The sequence below is a fragment of the Sphingomonas sp. 179-I 2A4 NHS genome, assembly GCF_045369135.1.
GTDB lineage: Bacteria > Pseudomonadota > Alphaproteobacteria > Sphingomonadales > Sphingomonadaceae > Sphingomonas.
Genome location: NZ_JBIQFL010000003.1, coordinates 251552 through 271702, shown reverse-complemented (window position 1 = coordinate 271702; position 20151 = coordinate 251552). Strand labels below are relative to the sequence as shown.

Annotated in this window: 23 protein-coding genes and 1 tRNA gene; 11 read left to right on the top strand and 13 right to left on the bottom strand. The window is 66.1% G+C overall.

Features of this window, described 5'->3' with window-relative positions; all coding sequences use genetic code 11:
• Window positions 1-243 precede the first annotated feature (243 nt).
• Together ACH0CP_RS07515 and ACH0CP_RS07510 are read left to right on the top strand one after the other, a co-directional pair.
• Entirely contained in the window at window positions 244-1236 is a 993-nt protein-coding gene (locus tag ACH0CP_RS07515; RefSeq protein ID WP_294444738.1) for a ferritin-like domain-containing protein, read from the top strand.
• A gap of 10 nt (window positions 1237-1246) precedes the next feature.
• A complete protein-coding gene (locus ACH0CP_RS07510) occupies window positions 1247-2278 on the top strand; it encodes a ferritin-like domain-containing protein (RefSeq protein ID WP_294444739.1) in 1032 nt (343 codons plus the stop codon).
• 44 nt (window positions 2279-2322) lie between these two features.
• Here ACH0CP_RS07510 and ACH0CP_RS07505 read toward each other — a convergent pair whose 3' ends face one another.
• Together ACH0CP_RS07505 and ACH0CP_RS07500 are read right to left on the bottom strand one after the other, a co-directional pair.
• Window positions 2323-2973, bottom strand: coding sequence for an RlmE family RNA methyltransferase (locus ACH0CP_RS07505; protein WP_406888436.1), 651 nt, complete (start codon window positions 2971-2973; stop codon window positions 2323-2325).
• 26 nt (window positions 2974-2999) lie between these two features.
• Window positions 3000-4046, bottom strand: a complete 1047-nt coding sequence (locus ACH0CP_RS07500; protein WP_406875485.1) for a Ppx/GppA phosphatase family protein — start codon at window positions 4044-4046, stop codon at window positions 3000-3002.
• A gap of 184 nt (window positions 4047-4230) precedes the next feature.
• On the opposite strand from ACH0CP_RS07500, the gene ACH0CP_RS07495 reads away from it, so the two are divergent.
• From ACH0CP_RS07495 to ACH0CP_RS07475, 5 genes are all read left to right on the top strand, one after another.
• Window positions 4231-4304, top strand: a tRNA-Gln gene (locus ACH0CP_RS07495).
• Window positions 4305-4417: 113 nt separating this feature from the next.
• Window positions 4418-5104: a DUF2490 domain-containing protein gene (locus ACH0CP_RS07490; protein WP_294444743.1), complete on the top strand. Its 687-nt coding sequence runs from the start codon at window positions 4418-4420 to the stop codon at window positions 5102-5104.
• A 129-nt stretch (window positions 5105-5233) separates the two neighbouring features.
• Window positions 5234-5701, top strand: a complete 468-nt coding sequence (locus ACH0CP_RS07485) for an EF-hand domain-containing protein (RefSeq protein ID WP_294444744.1) — start codon at window positions 5234-5236, stop codon at window positions 5699-5701.
• Window positions 5701-6837 carry a tRNA guanosine(34) transglycosylase Tgt gene (tgt, locus tag ACH0CP_RS07480; RefSeq protein ID WP_294444745.1) on the top strand — a complete coding sequence of 379 codons (1137 nt, stop codon included), beginning with the start codon at window positions 5701-5703 and terminating at the stop codon, window positions 6835-6837. Before ACH0CP_RS07485 ends, tgt begins: the two co-directional genes overlap by 1 nt.
• A 2-nt stretch (window positions 6838-6839) precedes the next feature.
• The gene (locus ACH0CP_RS07475) at window positions 6840-7022 is read left to right on the top strand and encodes a hypothetical protein (protein ID WP_294444746.1); all 183 of its coding nucleotides are present in this window, start codon (window positions 6840-6842) and stop codon (window positions 7020-7022) included.
• Between the two features lie 99 nt (window positions 7023-7121).
• Here the strand turns inward: ACH0CP_RS07475 and ACH0CP_RS07470 are convergent, their stop codons facing one another.
• From ACH0CP_RS07470 to gltX, 9 genes are all read right to left on the bottom strand, one after another.
• On the bottom strand, window positions 7122-8489 hold the full coding sequence (locus ACH0CP_RS07470) for a cytochrome P450 (protein ID WP_406875483.1): 1368 nt from the start codon (window positions 8487-8489) through the stop codon (window positions 7122-7124).
• A gap of 97 nt (window positions 8490-8586) precedes the next feature.
• Entirely contained in the window at window positions 8587-9006 is a 420-nt protein-coding gene (gene ribH / locus ACH0CP_RS07465) for a 6,7-dimethyl-8-ribityllumazine synthase (RefSeq protein WP_294442274.1), read from the bottom strand.
• Entirely contained in the window at window positions 9006-9527 is a 522-nt protein-coding gene (locus ACH0CP_RS07460; protein WP_294442275.1) for a hypothetical protein, read from the bottom strand. The genes ribH and ACH0CP_RS07460 overlap by 1 nt, the downstream gene beginning before the upstream one ends.
• Complete coding sequence (gene ribB, locus ACH0CP_RS07455) at window positions 9527-10717, bottom strand: 3,4-dihydroxy-2-butanone-4-phosphate synthase (RefSeq protein ID WP_406875481.1); 1191 nt, start codon at window positions 10715-10717, stop codon at window positions 9527-9529. The genes ACH0CP_RS07460 and ribB overlap by 1 nt, the downstream gene beginning before the upstream one ends.
• Window positions 10662-11276: a riboflavin synthase gene (locus ACH0CP_RS07450; RefSeq protein WP_294442277.1), complete on the bottom strand. Its 615-nt coding sequence runs from the start codon at window positions 11274-11276 to the stop codon at window positions 10662-10664. The genes ribB and ACH0CP_RS07450 overlap by 56 nt, the downstream gene beginning before the upstream one ends.
• Window positions 11258-12217 carry a bifunctional diaminohydroxyphosphoribosylaminopyrimidine deaminase/5-amino-6-(5-phosphoribosylamino)uracil reductase RibD gene (gene ribD, locus ACH0CP_RS07445; RefSeq protein ID WP_294442359.1) on the bottom strand — a complete coding sequence of 320 codons (960 nt, stop codon included), beginning with the start codon at window positions 12215-12217 and terminating at the stop codon, window positions 11258-11260. Before ribD ends, ACH0CP_RS07450 begins: the two co-directional genes overlap by 19 nt.
• A gap of 20 nt (window positions 12218-12237) precedes the next feature.
• Window positions 12238-12567, bottom strand: coding sequence for a hypothetical protein (locus ACH0CP_RS07440; RefSeq protein ID WP_294442278.1), 330 nt, complete (start codon window positions 12565-12567; stop codon window positions 12238-12240).
• A gap of 87 nt (window positions 12568-12654) precedes the next feature.
• A complete protein-coding gene (locus tag ACH0CP_RS07435) occupies window positions 12655-13314 on the bottom strand; it encodes an energy transducer TonB (RefSeq protein ID WP_294442279.1) in 660 nt (219 codons plus the stop codon).
• Window positions 13315-13413: 99 nt separating this feature from the next.
• Complete coding sequence (gltX, locus tag ACH0CP_RS07430) at window positions 13414-14754, bottom strand: glutamate--tRNA ligase (protein ID WP_294442280.1); 1341 nt, start codon at window positions 14752-14754, stop codon at window positions 13414-13416.
• Window positions 14755-14837: 83 nt separating this feature from the next.
• Here gltX and ACH0CP_RS07425 point away from each other — a divergent pair, with 83 nt between their 5' ends.
• Window positions 14838-15773, top strand: a complete 936-nt coding sequence (locus ACH0CP_RS07425; protein ID WP_294442281.1) for a ribose-phosphate pyrophosphokinase — start codon at window positions 14838-14840, stop codon at window positions 15771-15773.
• Window positions 15774-15859: 86 nt separating this feature from the next.
• Here the strand turns inward: ACH0CP_RS07425 and ACH0CP_RS07420 are convergent, their stop codons facing one another.
• Complete coding sequence (locus ACH0CP_RS07420) at window positions 15860-16111, bottom strand: PilZ domain-containing protein (RefSeq protein WP_231731744.1); 252 nt, start codon at window positions 16109-16111, stop codon at window positions 15860-15862.
• A gap of 145 nt (window positions 16112-16256) precedes the next feature.
• Window positions 16257-16769, bottom strand: a complete 513-nt coding sequence (locus ACH0CP_RS07415) for a sterol desaturase family protein (protein ID WP_294442282.1) — start codon at window positions 16767-16769, stop codon at window positions 16257-16259.
• 51 nt (window positions 16770-16820) lie between these two features.
• Between ACH0CP_RS07415 and ACH0CP_RS07410 the strand changes: the two genes are divergently transcribed.
• From ACH0CP_RS07410 to ACH0CP_RS07400, 3 genes are all read left to right on the top strand, one after another.
• Entirely contained in the window at window positions 16821-18422 is a 1602-nt protein-coding gene (locus tag ACH0CP_RS07410) for a lysine--tRNA ligase (protein ID WP_294442283.1), read from the top strand.
• A 75-nt stretch (window positions 18423-18497) separates the two neighbouring features.
• A complete protein-coding gene (locus tag ACH0CP_RS07405; protein WP_294442285.1) occupies window positions 18498-19088 on the top strand; it encodes an SOS response-associated peptidase family protein in 591 nt (196 codons plus the stop codon).
• 33 nt (window positions 19089-19121) lie between these two features.
• The gene (locus ACH0CP_RS07400; RefSeq protein WP_294442286.1) at window positions 19122-20126 is read left to right on the top strand and encodes a histone deacetylase family protein; all 1005 of its coding nucleotides are present in this window, start codon (window positions 19122-19124) and stop codon (window positions 20124-20126) included.
• The last annotated feature ends 25 nt before the right edge of the window (window positions 20127-20151 follow it).

Below are 20151 nucleotides of genomic sequence, written 5' to 3'. Positions count from 1 at the left end.
AAAAAAGGCCGCAGCGGACGCTGCGGCTTTTTTTGTGCCCCTTGCCCCGCGAACCGGCCTCGCGTTCTCAGAGAACAGCTTCTCAAATCCGGCGCCTTTCAGCCCGAAGGCACTGACAACAATCAATATGTTCTAGGTTGTCTTACTTATCGCCGCGCCATTCGATTCCGATAACCCTCCCCGCTCCGAAGCACTCCGCATGAAAAGCGCGGCGACGATCATCGATCGGGAAGGAGAGACAGCATGGCTGAAAGCGAGCAATTGACCCTGGCGCTCGAAGCAGAGCCAGGCCGAGGTGGCGGACGGCGGGACTTCTTCCGAATGGCGCTGGCCGGGGCGGCGCTTGGTGTCGGCGCCGTCGGCCTGGCCGGGCGTGCGGCGGCGCAAACCGCACCAAGCGACATCGATCTTCTCAACTTCGCACTCAACCTCGAATATCTTGAGGCGCAATTCTACAGCTTCGCCACGATCGGCACGGGCATCCCGCCGGATCGTCTGACGGGGACGCAAACGCAGGGCCAGGCGGTCGGCGCGCGGCAAGCCAATCTGCAGGACCCGGCCGTCATCCAATATGCCCGCGAGATCGCCTCTGACGAGCTCGCGCATGTCACCACGCTGCGCCGCGTGCTCGGCTCATCCGCCGTTGCGCAGCCGGCGATTGACCTGTCGCCCACGATATTCACCGCAGCGGCCGTCGCGGCCGGAATCGATCTATCCGCCTCGGGCGGCGTGTTCGATCCCTATGCCAGCGACGACAATTTCCTCCTCGCCGCGTACATTTTCGAGGACGTCGGCGTCACCGCGTACAAGGGCGCGGCACCACTGCTGACCAATGTCGACAATATCGACGGCGCGGCCGGAATCCTCGCTGCCGAGGGCTTCCACGCCGGGATCATCCGCGGCGCGCTTTATCGGCGCGGCGTCGAGGTCCCGGTCCTCCGTACGAATACCGACAAGATCTCCGCGCTGCGCAATCTGGTCGACGGATCGTTCAACTCGGCGGGGCCGCCGCAGATCGTCGCCGATGACGATTCGGGCGTCTCGCCGGTGGAGACCCAGTTCGGCCTCACGGCCAATTTTGTGCCGACCGACGCGAACGGCATCGTCTTCAGCCGGAACACCGAGCAGGTCCACAACATCGCCTATCTGACGCGCAATGCCGTGACGTCAGGCGGCTTCTTCCCGAACGGCACCAACAATCCGAACCCGGCGCTTCGCCGCTCGGGCGCAAATTGAGGAGGCGGCGATGAGCGACCAAATCGAGTTCCTGGATCTGATGGAGCGCGCAGAGCATCAGCGGCAAGCGCGGCGCAGCTTCATCCGCCTGTGCGGCGGCGCGGCCGCGATGACGGGGGGCCTGTCCCTGCTTTCGGCATGCGACGATGACGATGATGTCATTCCGCCGCCGCCTCCACCGCCGCCCCCGCCGCCTCCGGGGCTGACCGATCAGGACATCCTGAACTTCGCGCTTCAGCTCGAGTATCTGGAGGGCAATTATTACGCCTACGCCGTCTCCGGCCAGGGCATCCCCGCCGCTCTGCAGACGGGCACCGGCACGCAAGGGGCTGTCGCCACCGGCACCGGTCCGGGAGCGGCGCGCGCCGTCACCTTCACCGATCCGGTGGTGCAGCAATATGCGCGCGAAATCGCCTTCGACGAGATCGGCCACATCACCTTCCTGCGCAATGCACTGGGGAGCGCGGCGGCCGCGCAGCCGGCGATCAACCTCTCGGGGAGTGCCACCGTCACGATCGGCAATGCAACGCCGGTTGGTGCGTTCACGGCGGCTGCGCGAGCAGCTGGTGTGGTTGGACCGAACGACATCTTCGATCCCTTCGCCAATGACGAAAACTTCCTGATCGGCTCGTATCTCCTCACCGATGTCGGGGTCACCGCTTATCGCGGCGCGGCGCGGCTGATCTCGAACAAGACGTTCCTGGAAGCGGCAGCCGGCATCCTTGCCACCGAATGCTACCATGACGGGGTCATTCGCGCCGAACTCTGGCGGCGTGGGCTGACGACGCCGGCGATCTACGGTCAGATCGCGCGGATCTCGGAATCGCGGGATCTACTCGATGGCGGGGATGACACAGACCAGGATATCGGCACCGCAGCCGTCGCCAATCTGGTGCCGACAGATCCTGGTGGCCTGGTGATCGGCCGCACGGGCCAGCAGGTTCTGAACGTCGTCTATCAGAGCCGCTCGGCGGTCCAGAGCGGCGGCTTCTTCCCCGCCGGCGTCAACGGCACGATCCGGGCGAGCGGCGGCCCTGCATAGCGGCTGGGAACGTCACCCCGGGCTGCCCGGGGTGACGCATCCGCTTATTCCTCCGCGGCCTCATCAGGCCGGCCCTTGAAGCCCTGCGCCACGACGAACCATTCCACCGAACCCTTGCGGCTCGACGGCGGCTTGGCGTGCTTCACGGTCGTGAAGTTCTTCTTCAGAAGGGCGATCAGCGACGAATCGGCGCCGCCGGCGAACACCTTCGCCACGAACGTGCCGCCCGGCTTCAGCACCTGGATGGCGAAGTCGCTTGCCGCCTCAACCAACGCCATGGTGCGCAGCGCATCGGTCTGCGGGTGGCCCACCGTATTCGCCGCCATGTCGGACATGACGACATCGGGCGCGCCGCCGAGCGCCTCGATCAGCCGGTCGGGCGCTTCGTCCGCCATGAAATCCATCTGGAAGATCGTAACGCCGTCCAGCGGGTCTACGGGCAACAAGTCGATCCCGACGACGGTGCTTCCCGGCACCTGCCGGCGCACCACCTGGCTCCAGCCGCCCGGCGCCATGCCCAGGTCGACGATCCGCTTTGCGCCCTTCAGGATGCCGAACCGCTCGTCCAGCTCGATCAGCTTGTACGCCGCGCGGCTGCGATAGCCCTCGGCCTTCGCCCGCTTGACGTAGGGGTCGTTGAGCTGCCGCTCCAGCCAGCGCGTGGATTGCGCCGTCCGGCCGCGCGCAGTGCGCACACGCGTGCGCAATCCGCCTCCGCCTCTCACCGTCCGTTCGCCATCAAACGCCGCAAAATGCCCTCCCGTATGCCACGATCGGCCACGCCAAGCCGCTCGGCGGGCCATAGATCGAGGATCGTCTCCAGGATAGCGCATCCGGCAACCACCAGATCCGCCCGCTCGCGGCCGATGCAGGGCAACTGCGCGCGCTGCGCGATCGACATATGGGCAAGCTCATGGCTGATCCGGCGCATCGACTCGGCCGGCGCAATCAGCCCGTCCACCTGGGTGCGATCATAACGATCGAGCCCAAGGTGAACGCTTGCCAGCGTCGTCACGGTCCCCGACGTGCCGAGCAGCCGGCGAGGCCCCGGCTCCTTGGGGAGGCGGGCGGCAAACGGCGCGAAGCTCTCGCGCACCAGCCCGCGCATCCGCTCATAAGCCGCAGCCAGCCCCGCCGGCCCCTCGCCGCCGCCGGCACTTTCGGTGAGCGACACGACGCCCCATGGGGCCGAATGCCAGTCGATCACCGTCGGCACGGTCGTGGAAGTGTCGATCAGCACCAGTTCGGTCGAGCCGCCGCCGATGTCGAACACCAATGCCGGCGCGTTGCCGGGTTCCAGCAGCACGTGGCAGCCAAGCACCGCCAGGCGTGCCTCTTCCTCTGCCGAGATCACATCGAGGTGGATGCCGGTTTCCTCATAGGCGCGGGCGATGAACGCAGCACCGTTGCTCGCCCGCCGACACGCCTCGGTGGCGACAGACCGCGCCAGTGTGACGTTGCGGCGCTTCAGCTTGTCGGAACAGATGCGTAGCGCCCCGATCGTGCGCTCGATCGCCTCGTCGGACAGGCGCCCCGTGATCGCCAGCCCCTCGCCCAGCCGCACGATTCGCGAAAAGGCGTCGACCACCGCAAAGCCGTCTCCCTGCGGCCGTGCGATCAGTAACCTGCAATTGTTGGTGCCAAGATCCAGCGCCGCATAATGGCGCGCAAAGCCTTGGCGAAGGCGGGCCACAGGTGGGCCCTCGGAGGCCGAACGGGCGCGGGCCTCTCCGCGCCGGTACGGCAGGTCGGCGGATTGTTTCGCCACGTGCCGTGTCTTTCTTCTATGTTCTGCCGTCACGGGCCCTCGCGGCCCGCTCGGTGCTTGAAGCGGAAGGTAGCGTGAGCAACCACCTGCCGCAAGCGGCGCGCGATTCCAGTGCTTGACCTTCGTTTCATGCCGGCTTAGAGGCGCGCCCCTGTCGTTGCTTCTCGGAGCAGCGAGCGGCTGTTGCCCGATCCTCTAATGGTAAGAGAGCGGACTCTGACTCCGTCAATCAAGGTTCGAATCCTTGTCGGGCATCCAGCACTATCCTCCCCTTCGATGGCGATCCCCCGCTTCCCGCGGCCAGCATCGCTGCGCGGATGACGCTCCCCATGTCGCGATCTGACCACCGCCGGTTTGCCGGGTCTCTCCGTATGGCGCTCGGCGCCGCAAGCGCGGTCGCCGCCGTCAGCGTCGGGACGCCCGCGCTGGCGCAGCGGCACGACGAGCAGCTCTGGTTCCAGATCAACACGCACGTGCCGATCCAGGATAAGGTCCGCGTCACGCTGGAGCAGATCGCTCGCTTCAGCGATCGGCAGGACGGCCTCTACCAAACCGAGTTCGGCGTGCTGATCGGCTACCGCGTCGCTGACAACGTCGAGATCGGCACCGGTTATCGCAAGGTCGGCGCGCATAACGGCAACAACAGCGGTGACGAGGATCGGCTGCGCCAGCAGGTCGTCGCCAGCTTCGGCCCGTTCAGCACCCGCTTCCGCGTCGACGAGCGCTTCTCCGTTCGTGGCGGCGGCGTCGGCGTGCGGATCCGTCCGCTGGTCCGTTACAACCACAAGATCGGCGAGAACGGCCTCGCGCTGTTCCTAAGTCACGAGAGCTTCTTCATGCCCAACAGCACCCGCTGGGGCCAGCGCAGCGGCTATGACCGCATGCGCAACATCGTCGGCTTCGCGGTGCCGCTGGGCAAGAACACGGTGGCCGACATCGGCTATCTGAACCAGTTCCGACCCGGCCGCGACGGCGGGGAATCGCAGATGGAACATGCGCTGAGCGTCCAGCTGACGATCAACCTGCGCGATCTCCAGATCTTCCACGTCGACGACTGAGCAGCCTCGCGCCGCCGCAAAGCACTCACGTTCCGTTCATCGCCGCTGCGGAAAACAGCGTTGACGGGCATGCCATCCAGCCGCGATGGCAGGCCCCTCTCCTTTTCTTGTGCGAACACCGGCCGACCGATGCTGATCCTCCCCCTGCTTCTTCAGGCCACGCCTGTCCCCGCCGTGCCCCCCGGCCCCGCCCAGCCGCCGGCGACCATGGCCTATGAGCCTGCCGCGATGCTGATCGCGACCTTCGATGCCGATGGTGACGCACGCGTGACGCGCGCGGAACTCGATGCAGGCGCTCGCCGCACGTTCGAGGCGATCGACACCGGCGGCACCGGCGCGCTCGGCTATATCGCCTTCGCCGACTGGGCAGAGCGGTTCCTGGGCGATCGCAACGCCCTGCCAAGCCCGTTCGAGACCGATCGTGACGGCGACAATCGCATCACCCTCCCCGAGCTTCAGGCGAAGCTCGGTGAATTCTTCACCCGCTACGACCGTGACAAGGATGGTGTCGTCACACGCGCGGAGCTGCTGACGATCCGTGCGCGCGCGTTCGGCGACGATCGCATGCCGCAGGGCAAGGGAAAGCGGCGCCGGTGATGAGCGATCGCTTCACCTTCACCATCGCTGCGACTGATGGCGCCGCGCGCACCGGTTCGATCGCGATGCAGCGGGGCGTCATCCGCACGCCGGCTTTCATGCCGGTCGGTACCGCGGCCACCGTCAAGGCGATGAAGCCAGCTGATGTTGCCGCGACGGGCGCTGACATCATCCTTGGCAACACCTATCACCTGATGCTCCGCCCGGGGGCGGAGCGCGTCGCGCGCCTCGGCGGCCTTCATCGCTTCATGGGCTGGGACAAGCCGATCCTGACTGACTCCGGCGGCTATCAGGTGATGAGCCTCGCCGATCTCACCAAACGGTCGGAAGAAGGCATCACCTTCAAGTCGCACCTCGACGGGACGCGCCATCTGCTGAGCCCCGAACGGTCGATCGAGATCCAGCGCCTGCTCGGCTCGAACATCATCATGGCGTTCGACGAACTGGTGCCGACCACCTCGACGCGCGAGGTGCAGGCCGCCGCGATGGAACGTTCGATGCGCTGGGCCAAGCGCTCGCGCGAGGCATTCGACAGCGGCGGTGAGCATGCCGCCAACAATGCGATCTTCGGCATCCAGCAAGGCGCGCTGGACGAAGGCTTCCGCAAGGCAAGCGCGGACGCGCTGATCGACATCGGCTTTGATGGCTATGCGATTGGTGGCCTTGCCGTGGGCGAAGGACAGGAAGCCATGTTCGGCTGCCTCGATTTCGCTCCCGGCCAGCTTCCGGCAGACAAGCCGCGGTACCTGATGGGCGTGGGCAAGCCCGACGACATCGTCGGCGCGGTCGAGCGCGGCGTTGACATGTTCGATTGCGTGCTGCCCACCCGCTCCGGCCGCACCGGCCAGGCGTTCACCCGGAACGGGCCGATCAACATCCGCAACGCGCGCTTTGCGGAGGACCAGGGACCGCTCGATCCCGAATGCGCCTGCCCGACCTGCGCGACGTGGAGCCGCGCCTATCTCCATCATCTGGTGCGCGCCGGAGAAATCCTCGGCGCGATGCTGATGACCGAACATAACATCGTCTTTTACGAGGCCTTGATGGCCGACCTGCGCGCGGCAATCGCCGAGCAACGGCTCAAATCGTTCGCGGACACGTTCCGCGGGCGCTATCAACGGAGCAAAGGAGAGTAAGCGTGTCCGACGAACCCAATGAGATCCTCGCCACCGCCGCTTCGGCAAAGCAGCACGAGAAGGCCGCCAAGGACGCCAAGCGCGACCGCAAGGGATGGGATCTGGGCAAAATCGGGCTTGGCGTGGGCATCGGCTCCGCCGCCGTCGCCGCCGCGGTGCTCTTCGCGAACCGTAACAAGGATTGATTGCAGCTGTCCGCCGCCACGGCGGACCTGCCGCCTAACCAACACGTTCGCGTCACCCCGGTGCCGATCGGGGTGACGTTCGCTAACGGTGCCGGCTCCTCAGATCGGCTGGAAGGTCACCGGCAGGCCATCCTTCGGCTTCGGGATCGGAAAGATCTGCCAATCCTCACCTGCGCCCGGCGCCAGCTCGATGCGATAGCGGCTCAGCAGCTGCGCCATCAGGATCCGGATCTGCATCGTCGCGAAGTGAAGCCCGATGCACATATGCGCGCCGCCGCCGAACGGCACCCAGGCGAAACGATGCCGCCCCTTTGATGCTTCTGGCGTAAAGCGCATCGGATCGAACTGGTCCGGGTTCGGCCAATGCTCCGGCATGTGATGAGTGTAAGCGGTGTTGACGCCCACGAACGTTCCAGCAGGGATGCGATAACCGCCGAATTCGAAATCCCGCATCGCGCGGCGCGGGATTGAGGGCACCGGCGGCATCATCCGCAGCGCTTCCTTGAAGGCATATTCGGTCAACACCAGCCGATCGAGCTGGCCATAGGGCACCGTGCCGTCGTTGCTGCCGATGCCGGCAATTTCCTCGCGCAGGCGGTCCTGCCATTTCAGGTGCTGCCCCAGCAGCATCACTAGGCTCGTCGCCGAGGAGGTGATCGTGTCGTGCGCCGCCATCATCAGGAAGTTCATGTGATCGACGATCGCGTCGGTCGGCAGCAGGTCGCCCTTCTCGTCGGTCGCGCGGCAGAATTGCGAGAAGAAATCCTGCCCCGTCCCGTTGCGCCGTGCGGGCACTTCGCGAGTGAAGAAGTCGACCAGATATTCGCGTGCCTTCACGCCCTTGCGCATCGACGTGCCCGGCAGCGGCGTGCGGATGGGGGAGACCGAGGCCTGCACCTCGTCGACAAACGCCTGGTTGATTCGCGCCGCCTCCGGCCCCAGCGGCACACCGAGGAAGCTCGTTGCCGCAAGATCGAGGCTCAGCGCCTTGATCGCGCTGTAGAAAGGCATGGTGCGGTTGGCCCAGCCATCCACCTGTGACGCTATGCCGGCGTTCAGTTCCTCGGCGTAATGCTTCATCGGCTCCGGCTTGAACGCCACCGACAATGCCTTGCGGTCGGCACGATGCTTTTCGAAATCCATCAGCATCAGGCCGCGCGGGAAGACGAGATTGAGGATCGGGCCCCAGCCCTGTTCGGAAGAGAAGTTCTTCTCTTTGTCGAACAGCACCAGTTCGTTCGCGTCGGGACCGAGCAGGACGACCGAATCGCCGCCGAAGCTGTTGTTGCGATAAACCGGCCCGTGCTTGGCCACCATCTTCCGGGTGAAGCCCAGCGGGTCCTTCAGCACGCGGAACGTGTTGCCGACGAAGGGCAAACCGCGCTCACCGGGAATATCGTTCAACGCGGACGGGGGATTAACCGGCAGCCAATGCGGGTTACCCTCGATCGTGTGGGCGTACGGCATCCTCTTCCTCCGTGAGCTTACTTACACCCGTATAAGTAAGCTCACGGAATCTTGCCAGATACTTTATGTCGCAGCCGTCATCTGCGGCTGCGCTTGATCAGGATAGACGATCGCGAAGGTCCATCATCGCGATCGCGGCCAGCGCGGCGCCGCCGCCCTTGTCGAGCTGCGCCGGATCCGCGCGCCGGATCGCCTGCCCCTCGTTTTCGGTGGTGAGGATGCCATTGCCGATTGCAATGCCGTCCATGGTTAGCGCCATGATCCCGCGCGCGCTTTCGTTGGAGACGATCTCGAAGTGATAGGTCTCGCCCCGGATCACCACGCCAAGCGCGACGAAGGCGTCATAGCGTCCGCTTTCCGCAGCCATCGCGATCGCACCGGGCACTTCCAGCGCGCCGGGGACCGTCACCACCTCGGCCTGGTGGCCAGCCGCCTCGATGGCGGCGCGGGCGCCGGCGATCAGCATGTCGTTCAGATGATCGTAGAAGCGGGCTTCGACGATGAGGATGTTGGCCATCAATCTTCCTTCGGTCTGCCATGCTCGACCAGCGCGCCACCTTGGTAGCGCGGGTCGTTGCTGACTTCCCGTATCGAACCGGGCGGCGGCGGCAAGCCTCGAAGCCCGGCATCGTCCGGCCATTCGATCTCGGCGAGTTCCAGCCCCTCGAGCGGGCCGGCAAAACGATCGAGGCTGTAGGTGACCGGCCCGCCGACCAGATCGTGCCGGCGCTTGATCAGCGCCGTTCCCGGCAGGCGTGCCAGCAGGGTAAATTCCGCCTCTTTCAGATACGTGGTGACGATCGCGCGGGCGAGCGGATCGTCCGCGGTATATTTCTTGGTCAGCTTCAGCGCGACCTGTCCGGTCGTGCTGTCCGTCATCCGCCGCAGCCGCATCCGAGTTCTGTGGATGTACCGATCCTCGATCAGCACGTGATCGGTCGGCACAGGCGGTCGCGCCGCCGGGTCGACCAACCAGCGGCGCTCACGCTCGACATGCGCATATTTGGGCGAACGCGCTTCGTCCGCCCCGGTTCGCATCACTCGCCGCCGGTACCCGGGATCGCGCGTTCGCCGACGATCGACAGGCCGTAGCCTTCGAGGCCAACCAGCGTGTGGTGCGTGTTGGTGAGAAGCACCATCTCCTCAACCCCCAGTTCGGCCAGGATCTGCGCGCCGACGCCATAGTCGCGCAGTTCCTCAACCTCCGGTGCGCCGGCGCCCTTCCCCTCGGCGCGAAGCTGCATGAAGCGCGAAACCACGCCCTTCATCGCGCGGTTGATCACCACGATCACCCCCGCACCTTCCTCAGCGATCATCTCCATCGAGGTGGAGAGCAGCCCAGCGCGTTCGGAAACCTCACCGAACATGTCGACGAAGAAGCTCGCGGTGTGCATGCGCACCAGCGTCGGCTTGTCGGGATCGATCTTGCCCTTCACCAGCGCGATCGTCTCGTCGCCAGTCGCCTTGTTGTGGAAGGTCACGGCCTTCCACTGCCCGCCCCAGCGCGATTCGAAGGTCATCTCCGCCTTCTTCTCGACCAGATGATCGTAGCGGCGCCGATAAGCGATCAGGTCACGGATCGTGCCGATCTTCAGGTTGTGGAGCTGCGCGAACGAGACGAGATCGTCCATGCGCGACATCGTGCCATCCTCGTTCATGATCTCGCAGATCACGCCCGAGGGGTTGAGGCCGGCGAGGCGCGATACGTCGACCGCGGCCTCGGTATGACCCGCACGCACCAGCACGCCGCCGTCGCGCGCAACCAGCGGGAAGACGTGGCCCGGCGTCACGATCTCCTCCCGCCCCTTGCTGGCGTCGATCGCGACGGCGATCGTCCGCGCGCGGTCCGCGGCCGAGATGCCGGTGGTAACGCCGTCGCGCGCCTCGATCGAAACGGTGAACGCGGTCTCGTGCCGGGTGCCGTTATGGCGGCTCATCAGGTCGAGTCCGAGCGCATCGACCCGCGACTTGGTGAGCGCAAGGCAGATCAGCCCGCGCCCGTGCCGTGCCATGAAATTGATCTTTTCCGGCGTCGCCATCTGTGCGGGGATGACGAGATCGCCCTCGTTCTCGCGATCCTCGTCATCGACCAGGATGAACATCCGGCCGTTCTTGGCCTCGTCGATGATCTCTTCCGGAGTCGAAAGAAAGGCGTGGCGCAGGCGCGCGAGTTCAGCGGGCTTTTGCACGATAATGTTCCATCCGTTGGAGGTAGCGGGCCAGCACATCGATCTCGATGTTGACGGCGCTGCCCGGCGCCAGATCCGAAAGCGTCGTCACCGCCTGGGTGTGCGGGATGATGTTGACCGCGAAGTGGGTGAAGCCGTCATCGGCATCGGACACCTCGTTGACGGTCAGCGACACGCCATCGACCGTCACCGATCCCTTGGCGGCGAGGAATGGCGCGAGATCGCTGGCGACGCGGAAGCCGACTCGCTTCGAATCGCCCTCGGGGCAGATGCCGATCACCTCGGCGATGCCGTCGACATGGCCGGTTACGATATGACCGCCCAGTTCGTCGCCAAGCTTCATCGCGCGTTCGAGATTGAGGCGACGGCCGACCATCCACTGGCCCTGCTGCGTCCGCGTCATGGTCTCGCCGGAAACGTCGAAGGCAAGCCAGTCCGGCCCCTTGTCGACCACGGTCAGGCAGACACCCGAACAGGCGACTGATGCGCCAAGATCGATGTCGATCGTTTCGTAGCTGGTGGAGACGACGACGCGCGTATCGCCGCGCGTATCGACGCGCGTGATCTCCCCTACGTCCGTTATGATCCCGGTGAACATCGCGCCCGCTCGTAGACCTCGAGCCGGTCGCTGCCAAGCATCCGTGAATCGGTCAGCGTCCAGCGCCAGTGCGCATCCGCCAGCCGCTCCAGGCCGATGTCGCCCAGCGCCGGGCGTCCGCCACCGATCAGGATCGGCGCGCGGTACAGCAGCAGGCGATCGACCAGATCGGCGGCCAGGAAAGCCGAGGCCGCCCCGGCGCCGCCTTCCACGAAGACATGATCGCCCGGTAATGTCGCCACATCTTCGGGGCTCGCGATTCGCGTCACCCCGTCCTCCGCGCTGCCACGCGACAGCACTACGCGCGTCGGCGCGCGCGCTTCCAGCCCCGGCAGCCGTACGTCCAGCGCCGGCCGATCCATGTCCCAGGTGCCGCGCCCGACCAGGACGATCTCGTGCCGGCTGCGCTCAAGATGCACATGCGCGCGCGCCGCCGCGCCGGTGATCCACCGGCTTTCACCATCTGCACGCGCGATGCAGCCATCCAACGACGTGGCGAGCTTGAGCGTCACCAGGGGCCGCGCTTGCGCCTGGCGCATCAGGAAACCGGCCATCGACGCGCGCGCCTGGTCACTGCGGATGCCGACCGTGGTGGAAATCCCCGCTGCAGCGAGTCGCGCCAGCCCCTTGCCGTTCGTGCGCGGATCAGGATCGCCGATCGCCGCCACGACCCGCGCGACCCCCGATGCCAGCAAAAGATCGGCGCAAGCCGGCCCGCGAGGTGAAACATGCGCGCAGGGTTCCAGCGTCACGTACGCGGTTGCACCGCGCGCCGCCTCACCCGCCTCACCCAGCGCCATGGCCTCCGCATGCGGCCGCCCGCCCGGCTGGGTCCAGCCGCGTCCCACCACCACGCCATCGCGCACGATGACGCAGCCGACGGCCGGATTGGGACTGGTGCGCCCCCGTGCCCGTGACGCCAGGGCGAGCGCCGCGCCCATCCAGCGATGGTCGCCGGCGGTTACAGGCCCCACTTATCCATCTTGCTCTCGAGCCGCTTGAACGCCGCCTGGCGCTCCTCACGGCGGCGCTTTTCCTCGTCGATCCGCTTCTGCTTGATCGGCGCGTCGATCGCCTGCTGCGCCTTGATCTCGGCGTCGGTGCGATCAAGCGTCCATTGCTGAACGTAGACGATGTTCGGCCGATACTCCTTCTCGATCTTCGAATCCTTGGCGAAGCCGATCAGCAGCAGGCCAGTGATGAAGATCGACAGGAACAGGAAGATCAGCTCGTGCTTCTGCCGCTGGTGCAGAAACAGGCGCAAATCGCGCACGGCGCGCAACGGGCTCATGCGAGCGAAGAATTGCATAGCGACGAAGATAGGGATGCGGGGCCGGATAGGCCAGCCCCGCAACGCCCACCACCCTGAGAGGGCGCGTCAGGATTCGAGCTCGAACCTGACCGTCAGATCCTTCGTCGCCGTGACCGGCACGCCGTCGCGAGTCGCCGGGCGGAAACGCCATTTCGCCAGCGCCTGCTGCCGTGTCGCGCGGCAGAATTCGGTCGTGGTGGCGCTGAGGCACTCCACCGTCGCGACTCGCCCATCGGCCCGGATCGTCACGCGGACGGTAACGCTTCCCTCCCGCTCGGCCCGGCGCTCACCGGCGGGGTAGTGGGGCTGCAGATCACTGGCGTAGCGGGGGTCCACTTCGGCTCCGATCAGAACCGGCTGCGCTGGCGGATCGATGACCGTGGCCTCGCCCGTCGGAAGCGAAAGCGGGAGTGGTGGCAGGGGCAACGGCGGCAAATTAGGTACGACATAATCGCTGGTTGCTGTGACCGAGCGGGAAGCATCGACCCGTTCAGGCTGAGCCGCCGTTCGTGCATCCGGCTGGCGCTGAGGGGCGATCTCGATCAGCGGCGGCGGCGGCTCGTCTAGCGGGACGGAGGTAATGAGAAGCGACTTGTCGCCTTTCAGCACTCGGAAAACCGGCGTCGACAACATCAAGGCCCCGATCACGCCGGCATTGATCGCAATCGCAACAACGAGGCTGCCGACTCTCACGCTTTGCTGGGCGCCATAACGGTCCACGGTCATGCTTCCTCTCCTTGGCTATGCTCCTTCCCGGGTCTTCCGCCCGTATAGAGATGTTACAACGTCGCCAGTACGTAGCAAGCGATATTATCACCTGCTCCATCACGCCTGCTTCAGCCGCGCAATTGCACGATCGCGGCCGATCAACGGCAGCAGCGCGGCCATGTCCGGCCCATGATCGCGCCCGGTCAGGGCCCGGCGAAGCGGCAGGAACAGCGTCTTGCCCCTGCGTCCGGTCGCTTCCTTCAGGGCGGCGGTCAGCGCGTGCCAGGGGTCCCCGTCCCACACAATCGTGCCGGCGATCTCGGCAGCCGCGGCGAGGTATTCCGCATCCTCGCCAGCCGGCGGCGCCTCCACCGGCCCCTCGATCACGCGCCACCAGTCGGCAGCCTCGGCCACCGTCGCCAGGTTCGGCCGCACGGCCTCCCACGCCGCCTCTGTCATCCCGGCCGGGAGGCGCGCCTCGACCCACGCGAACGGCAGCTGGTGCACGATCCGCGCATTCAGCTGCGTCAGCTCTGCCTCGTCGAACCGCGCCGGTGCCCGGCCGAAGCGCGCGAAATCGAATGTCGCGAACAGCGGCGCCATGTCGATCACCGGCTCAACGGGATCGCTGGTGCCAAGCCGCGCCAGCAACGCACGGATCGTCTGCGGTTCGATGCCCTGCTCGCGCAGCTGATCCACCCCAAGGCTGCCAAGCCGCTTCGACAACTTGCCTTCCGCGCCCGTCAGCAGCGCGGCATGCGCGAACTGCGGCGGCGTCGATCCCAGCGCTTCGAACATCTGAATCTGCAGCGCGGTATTGGCGACATGATCCTCGCCCCGCACGACGTGACTGATCCCCATGTCGACGTCATCGATCGCGGAAGGCAGCATGTAGAGCCACGAGCCGTCGGCGCGACGCACGACGGGATCGCTCATCGTCGCGGGGTCGAACCGCTGATGACCACGCACCAGATCGTCCCATTCCACCGGCGCCGCATGATCCAGGCGGAAGCGCCAGTGCGGCTTCACCCCTTCCGCCTCCAGCCGCGCGCGATCCGCGTCGGTCAAGGCCAGCGCCGCACGGTCGTACACCGGGGGCAAGCCGCGCCCGAGCTGGATCTTGCGCTTCAGGTCGAGCTCCTGGCTCGTCTCGTACGCGGGATAGATCCGGCCCGCTGCCACCAGCTGGACGAACCGCTCCTCGTACAGCGCAAATCGCGCCGATTGGCGGACCTCGCCGTCATGGTCGAACCCCAGCCACCCGAGATCGGCGCGAATCGATTCGACGAAGCGCTCCTCGCTCCGCTCGCCATCGGTATCGTCGATCCGCAGCAGGAATTTGCCGCCATTCGCCCTAGCGAACATCCAGTTCTGCAGCGCGGTGCGAATATTGCCGACGTGCAGGCGCCCGGTGGGCGACGGGGCAAAGCGGGTGACGATCGTCTGGGGAGCGGTCATGCGCCGCGCGTACCCCGCGGGTCTTTTCGTCGCTAGCCCCTCGGCCTAAGGAGCCCCCGATTCGAGCATAGGGACGCGCGCACATGAAACTGATGACCGGCAACTCGAACCTGCCGCTGGCGCGGGACATCGCCTCCTATCTCGAAATCCCCCTGACGGAGGCGCTGGTGCGCCGCTTCGCCGACGAGGAGATCTTCGTCGAGATCATGGAGAACGTGCGCGGCGAGGACGTCTTCCTGCTCCAGTCGACCAGCTATCCGGTCAACGATAACCTGATGGAGCTGCTGATCTGCATCGACGCGCTGAAGCGCGCGTCGGCCAAGCGGATCACCGCAGTCGTGCCCTATTTCGGCTATGCCCGGCAGGATCGGAAACCAGGCCCGCGCACGCCGATCTCGGCCAAGCTCGTCGCCAACCTCATCACCACCGCGGGCGCCGACCGCGTCCTTTCGGTCGATCTTCACGCCGGCCAGATCCAGGGCTTCTTCGACATCCCGACCGACAATCTGTTCGGCGCGCCAGTGATGTCGGCGGACATCCTCGCCCGCTTCGGCAGCAAGAACCTGATGGTCGTTTCGCCGGACGTGGGCGGCGTGGTTCGCGCCCGGGCGCTGGCGAAGCGACTCAACAACGCGCCGCTCGCCATTGTCGACAAGCGCCGTGAGCGTGCCGGCGAATCGGAAGTGATGAACATCATCGGCGACGTCGAAGGCCGCTTCTGCATCCTGGTCGACGATATCGTCGATTCGGCCGGCACGCTGTGCAACGCGGCGACGGCGTTGAAGCAGTCCGGCGCCGAAGACGTCGTCGCCTACGTCACCCATGGCGTGCTGTCTGGCGGCGCAGTCGCCCGCGTCGAGGGTTCCGACCTGCTTGAACTCGTCGTCACCGATTCGATCGGCAATCAGGAATCGATCGGCGCCGCCAAGCGCATCCGCCACCTGACCATCGCGCCGCTGCTGGCCGAGGCGATCAAGCGCATCGCGGACGAGACCAGCGTCTCCTCGCTGTTCGACTGACAGAAAAAGGGGCAGGTATCGCCTGCCCCCACACGCCGTCGAGCCGTTCGGAACGCTCCGCGACTCGGCCGCGTAGTCTGTGCGGCTCAGCTGTTGCCGAGCGCCACGATGTGATCGAACACCGCCGGGTGCAGCGGCTTTGTGAAGGCGCAGCCGTAGCGATATTTGTCGCGCCACGCGACCACCGCCTCCAGCCCGGCCAGCCCAGGCAGAGTCAGCCACACGGTCGTCCCCGGCCATAGCGTGAAGCTCGTCTGCGCCCGAAAGCCGGTGGTGGACAGGTCCACGACCTCGATCTCGAAGCGAGTCGTGCCGCGGTCGCGCAGGTGAGCGCGCATCTTCACCGCCTTGCGTAATGCGCGGCGGCTTTCTTCGCTCTCGCCCGGGTTGGGAAGGGGTACAGCGGGGTCCATGCGCGGCGTTATCCGCGCCAGAAGTTACTTTTCGGCAAACATTGGGTCCGGGGTGGCCCAGGAAAGTCGCTCAGGATCGCCCGTCTGCGCCGGCTGGCGCTCGTACGCCGGCGCGCCCGCGGCGCTTCAATTCGGCCTTCAGCGCTTCCGGCTTGGGCGCGACGAGGAAGCCGAAGCTGACCGTGCCTTCCTTGGTATTCACCACATGGTGCAGCCGATGCGCCTGGACGATCCGCTTCATGTAGCTGGATTTCGGCAGATAGCGCGTGCGCACCCGTTCATGCACGATCACGTCGTGGAAGCCGAAATAGATCGCCCCATAGGCCGCAATGCCGGCGCCGACCCAGGCCCAACCCTCGCCCCAGCCGCCCTGCACCCCGCCATAGATCAGCAGGATCGAGGGGATGGCGAAGATCACGCCATAGAGGTCGTTCAGTTCGAACCGCCCAGTGCGCGGGCGATGATGGCTCTCATGCAGGAACCAGCCCGGCCCGTGCATCACCCAGCGGTGCATCACGTAAGCAAAGCCTTCCATCCCCGCGACGGTGAGGAAGAACAGGAGAAGGCCGGTCCAGATCGACATGCGCTGCCCATATAGCCATCGCGCGCCCGCGTCGCTACGTCGCACCGCGTTATGACAGACGCATTCGATCCCGAACGGCGCGCCGCAGCGCTTGAGTCCAAGGCTTGGCCCTATGAGGAAGCGCGAAAGCTTCTGAAGCGCTGGCCCGAGGGCAAGCCGAACGGTGAACCCATGCTGTTCGAAACCGGCTACGGCCCCTCGGGCCTGCCGCACATCGGCACCTTCCAGGAGGTGCTGCGCACCACCACGGTCCGCCGCGCCTATGAGGAAATGACCGGCCGCCCGACGCGGCTGGTAGCGTTCAGCGATGACATGGACGGCCTGCGCAAGGTGCCGGACAACGTGCCGAACAAGGAACTGCTGGAGGCGAACCTCGGCAAGCCCCTGTCGCGCGTGCCCGATCCCTTCGGCAAGTTCGACAGCTTCGCCGCGCACAACAACGCCATGCTGCGCGACTTCCTTGATCGCTTCGGCTTCGATTACGAGTTCGTTTCCTCGACGGACTATTACACCTCAGGCCGCTTCGACGAGAAGCTGCGCGACGTGCTGCGCAACTACGACAAGATCATGGCCGTCATGCTGCCGACGCTGCGCGCCGAGCGGCAGGCGACCTATTCGCCCGTTCTGCCGATCAGCCCCACCTCGGGCATCGTGCTCCAGGTCCCGGTCGAGGTGGTCGACGCAGAGGCCGGCATCATCCGCTTCCAGGATACCTCTGTTCCCGGGGGCCAGACCGTCGAACAGTCGATCCTCGGCGGCAAGGCGAAGCTCCAGTGGAAGCCCGATTGGGGCATGCGCTGGGCCGCACTCGGCGTCGATTATGAAATGTACGGCAAGGACCTGATCGATTCCGGCATCCTCGGCGGCAAGATCGCGCAGATCCTCGGCGGCCGTAAGCCCGAGGGCCTGGTGTACGAGCTGTTCCTCGATGCCAAGGGCGAGAAGATCTCCAAGTCGAAGGGCAATGGCCTTTCGATCGAGGAATGGCTGACCTACGGCCCCGACGAGAGCCTCGCCTTCTACATCTATCGCGAGCCGAAGAAGGCGAAGTCGCTCCACCTCGGCCTCATCCCGCGTGCGGTGGACGACTATTGGCAGTTCCGCGCCAATTATCCCGCGCAATCGTGGAAGGAGAAGCTCGGCAACCCCGTTCACCACATCCACACTGGCGACGTGCCGGCGGCAACGCTGCCGGTCACCTTCGGGCTGCTGCTGAACCTCGTCGGTGTGATGGGCGAAGGCGCGACGAAGGAGCAGGTCTGGGGCTATCTCGGCAATTACCTGTCGGATGCCAACGCCGCGGCGCATCCGGAGCTCGACCGGATGATCGGCTATGCCCTCGCCTATCACCGCGACTTCATCGCCCCGACGCTGAAGCGCCGCGCGCCCGAGGGCGTCGAGGTTGCCGCGCTCGAACGGCTCGACGCCGATCTCGCCACGCTGGGTGAGGACGCTTCGGCGGAGGATATCCAGAACGCCGTCTATGAGATCGGCAAGACCGCCGGCTTCGCGGAGCTGCGCGGTTGGTTCAAGGCGCTGTACGAAACGCTGCTCGGCTCCAGCCAAGGCCCCCGCATGGGCAGCTTCATCAAGCTCTACGGCGTCGCCAACACCCGCCGCCTGATCGCCGAGGCGCTCGCCGCGGCCAAGTGATACCGGCAGCTGGCGCCAATCTCCCCCGCCGCGGGAGGTTGGCGCCAGCCCCGCCGATCCGCTACCCTCCCGCCCATGTGCAACGAGGCCGCCCGTCGCATCGCCATCGGCGAATTGCGCAACGATTGGGGTGAGACGCGCATTCCGCTCGTCTTCCCCGAGGGCGTGCCCAACATGGCGCCGCTCGACAGCTTCCGCATCACCGATCCGACGATCATCATCCGCGGCGTCGACGGCCGCGCGGATGCGGCGGAATGCGTCACCCGCCGCTGGAGCTGGCCCGGCTCGGGCGGAAAACCCGTGTACAATTTCCGCTCCGACGGGCGAGATCTGCGCACCGGCCGCTGCCTGATCCCGGTCGACAGCTTCTTCGAATTCACCAAGCCCGCTGATCCCAAGGCGAAGCGCAAGGACAAATGGGCCTTCCGCCTCACCGGCCATGACTGGTTCTGCATCGCTGGCCTGTGGCGCAAGGACGCAAGTGTCGGTGAGGCCTTCACCATGCTCACCTGCGAGCCCGGTCCCGATATCGCGCCCTACCATTCGCGGCAGGTCGTCGTACTTAGCCGTGACGCCTGGTCCGCCTGGCTCGATCCCGCCGTGCCATCCGCCGATCTATGCCAGCCGCTCCCGGCAGGCAGCCTGACCGTCACTCAGGTGCGCTGAGCAACCTCCTTCCTCCTATCAAGGTACAGCCCGATGCGGCGCTTCTTCTCCCCCGATCAGCTCCATCACGCCCCGGCGCAGGAGCTGCACAACGGCAATTTCACCGACTATGCCGAAAAGCCCTCGCGCGCGCAGATGATCCTCGATGCCATCGGCGGCGCCGAGGAACCGGAGGATCGCGGCGAGGCACCGATCCGTGCGGTGCATGATGCTGGCTACCTGCAATTCCTGCAGGATGCGCCCGCCGCCTGGGCCGCCGCCGGACGCCCCGGCGATGCCATCCCGTACGCCTTCCCGGTCGTCGGCCGCCGCCCGCTTCGCCTAGATCGCATCGATGCACTGTTGGGCCGCTACGCCTTCGACGCCACGACCCCGATCACTCCCCAGACTTGGGCCAGCGCCTATGGCAGCGCACAGTCCGCGCTCGCGGCCGCCCACGCCGTGCTGGCCGGAGACCGCGCCGCCTTCGCGCTCTGCCGCCCGCCGGGCCACCACGCGGGCGCCGATTACTTCGGCGGCTACTGCCACCTGAACGTTGCCGCCATTGCTGCCCAAGCCGCGCGCGATGCCGGGCACGAGCGGGTGGCGATCCTCGACATCGACTACCATCATGGCAACGGCACGCAGGACATCTTCTGGCAGCGCGGGGACGTCTTCTACGCCAGCGTCCACGCCGATCCCGCGACCGATTATCCCTTCTACTGGGGCCATGCGGACGAAATCGGCGAAGGCGCTGGAGAAGGCACCACGCTGAACCTCCCGCTGCCGCACGGCACAAAGGCGGAGGCCTTCCGCGCCGCACAGGCCACCGCGCTGGAGGCCATTGCGCGTTTCGGCGCCACCTTCCTCGTGGTCAGCTTCGGCGCGGATACCTGGGAAGGCGATCCGATCAGCCAGTTCGCGCTAACGACGCCAGACTATGCAATCCTGGCCCGGGACATCGCCGGCTTAGGCCTGCCGACCGCCATCGTGATGGAAGGCGGCTATGCGATCGACGCGCTCGGCGCCAACGTCGCCAGCCTGCTCAGCGGCTTTTAACGCCCGGCGCCGCAATGAACGTGAC

What these genes read in the sequence shown, in the direction of transcription:
- ACH0CP_RS07515 (WP_294444738.1), top strand. Translation starts at nt 244, where the DNA reads ATGGCTGAAAGCGAGCAATTGACCCTGGCGCTCGAAGCAGAGCCAGGC.
- ACH0CP_RS07510 (WP_294444739.1), top strand. Translation starts at nt 1,247, where the DNA reads ATGAGCGACCAAATCGAGTTCCTGGATCTGATGGAGCGCGCAGAGCAT.
- ACH0CP_RS07490 (WP_294444743.1), top strand. Translation starts at nt 4,418, where the DNA reads ATGGCGCTCGGCGCCGCAAGCGCGGTCGCCGCCGTCAGCGTCGGGACG.
- ACH0CP_RS07485 (WP_294444744.1), top strand. Translation starts at nt 5,234, where the DNA reads ATGCTGATCCTCCCCCTGCTTCTTCAGGCCACGCCTGTCCCCGCCGTG.
- tgt (WP_294444745.1), top strand. Translation starts at nt 5,701, where the DNA reads ATGAGCGATCGCTTCACCTTCACCATCGCTGCGACTGATGGCGCCGCG.
- ACH0CP_RS07470 (WP_406875483.1), bottom strand. Translation starts at nt 8,489, where the DNA reads ATGCCGTACGCCCACACGATCGAGGGTAACCCGCATTGGCTGCCGGTT.
- ribH (WP_294442274.1), bottom strand. Translation starts at nt 9,006, where the DNA reads ATGGCCAACATCCTCATCGTCGAAGCCCGCTTCTACGATCATCTGAAC.
- ACH0CP_RS07460 (WP_294442275.1), bottom strand. Translation starts at nt 9,527, where the DNA reads ATGCGAACCGGGGCGGACGAAGCGCGTTCGCCCAAATATGCGCATGTC.
- ribB (WP_406875481.1), bottom strand. Translation starts at nt 10,717, where the DNA reads ATGTGCTGGCCCGCTACCTCCAACGGATGGAACATTATCGTGCAAAAG.
- ACH0CP_RS07450 (WP_294442277.1), bottom strand. Translation starts at nt 11,276, where the DNA reads ATGTTCACCGGGATCATAACGGACGTAGGGGAGATCACGCGCGTCGAT.
- ribD (WP_294442359.1), bottom strand. Translation starts at nt 12,217, where the DNA reads ATGGGCGCGGCGCTCGCCCTGGCGTCACGGGCACGGGGGCGCACCAGT.
- ACH0CP_RS07440 (WP_294442278.1), bottom strand. Translation starts at nt 12,567, where the DNA reads ATGAGCCCGTTGCGCGCCGTGCGCGATTTGCGCCTGTTTCTGCACCAG.
- ACH0CP_RS07435 (WP_294442279.1), bottom strand. Translation starts at nt 13,314, where the DNA reads ATGACCGTGGACCGTTATGGCGCCCAGCAAAGCGTGAGAGTCGGCAGC.
- gltX (WP_294442280.1), bottom strand. Translation starts at nt 14,754, where the DNA reads ATGACCGCTCCCCAGACGATCGTCACCCGCTTTGCCCCGTCGCCCACC.
- ACH0CP_RS07425 (WP_294442281.1), top strand. Translation starts at nt 14,838, where the DNA reads ATGAAACTGATGACCGGCAACTCGAACCTGCCGCTGGCGCGGGACATC.
- ACH0CP_RS07420 (WP_231731744.1), bottom strand. Translation starts at nt 16,111, where the DNA reads ATGCGCGCTCACCTGCGCGACCGCGGCACGACTCGCTTCGAGATCGAG.
- ACH0CP_RS07415 (WP_294442282.1), bottom strand. Translation starts at nt 16,769, where the DNA reads ATGTCGATCTGGACCGGCCTTCTCCTGTTCTTCCTCACCGTCGCGGGG.
- ACH0CP_RS07410 (WP_294442283.1), top strand. Translation starts at nt 16,821, where the DNA reads ATGACAGACGCATTCGATCCCGAACGGCGCGCCGCAGCGCTTGAGTCC.
- ACH0CP_RS07405 (WP_294442285.1), top strand. Translation starts at nt 18,498, where the DNA reads ATGTGCAACGAGGCCGCCCGTCGCATCGCCATCGGCGAATTGCGCAAC.
- ACH0CP_RS07400 (WP_294442286.1), top strand. Translation starts at nt 19,122, where the DNA reads ATGCGGCGCTTCTTCTCCCCCGATCAGCTCCATCACGCCCCGGCGCAG.